Here is a 1138-nt window from a genome sequence, read left to right as displayed (position 1 = left end):
CTTGAAAGCGGAGCCCCACCTCATATGAAAGCGGCAGAGAACCTAGGGCGCTTCAGTGTCCACCGACATCACTCTGTACCTAGCAGGCTCGTATCGAAAAGATCGGCATCTGCTTCGATTCCGACCATGTCTAGAATCTCTAGATTCCGCTGGATTGTTTCATCAGAGAGCGTCAGGAGTCCGTTTGCGGCGGTTTCTTCTGTGCGAATCAGCTCCACGAACGACTCTGCGGCGAGTTCCTGCTGTTCGAGGTCCAGATTGAGGTCTGCCCCAGGTCCCTCCACAATGAGTTGTGCAGCACTATCGGTGTCATCGAGGGCCGAGGTCCATCCCTGAGCTGTCGCTTCTGCGGCAGCCTTAATGACGGTTTGACGGTCCTCGTCCTCGAGATCTGGACTCCGAACAAACAATGCATTGGTCATCAGGTCATAGCCGTAATCAGCCAGATGGAGAGACTCAGTGCTCACTCCGCTGAGCTCCAGGGTGACAGGCTGGTTGTTCGCATAGGCGAGGAAGACTGAGCATTCCCCGGCCACGAGCGGTGCGGGATCGATGTCGGAAGTGACGAACTCCACCTGGGTCACATCGATGCCGTTGGCCTCCAGGATGGCTTCCAAAGTTGATCGACCTGCCGTCTGAACGCAGACCTCCCGGCCCTCGATGTCAGCGAGATCGGAGAGCGGATCGTCCGCCAGTGAAAGAAGTACCTGCGGGTTTCGCTGGATGATGCCGGCGATAACGGTAAAGTCGCCTCCTTCGGCGACAGCGCGGGCGATACTGTCCAGATTGGCAACCCCGATGTCAGCTTGACCGCTGGCTACCAGAGGTTCAACAGTTGTGGATGGTCCGCCCGGGAGCAGCTCTACATCGACTCCAGCTTCGCTGTAGTACCCCTGGTCCTCGGCAACGTAAGGGCCCATATTCTGTACGTTCGCCAGCCATGCCAGTTGGATCACAGCTTCTCCGAGGTGATCTTCGGTAGCTGCATCAGTGTCCGAGGCGCAACTCGCCAGGATTGAAATCGACGCGGCTGTAAGAGCGACTGGCAGGAGTCGAGTTGCGGTGTTCAAAGAGCTCATGACTATGTCGCGCGTCAGACTTAGTGGCAGGGCCGTTATGTAGGTCCTGAAGGAGAGTC

At 57.2% G+C, this 1138-nt stretch carries 1 protein-coding gene; it reads right to left on the bottom strand.

Going from position 1 to position 1138, the window contains the following annotated elements; genetic code table 11:
- Positions 1-68: 68 nt before the first annotated feature.
- Positions 69-1138: ABC transporter substrate-binding protein (locus RH857_RS13520; RefSeq protein WP_310538498.1), on the bottom strand; the 1070-nt coding region annotated here is incomplete at its 5' end.

It is taken from the genome of Nesterenkonia flava (assembly GCF_031432335.1).
GTDB classification, from domain to species: domain Bacteria; phylum Actinomycetota; class Actinomycetes; order Actinomycetales; family Micrococcaceae; genus Nesterenkonia; species Nesterenkonia flava.
This window is presented reverse-complemented; position numbering and strand designations above follow the sequence as displayed.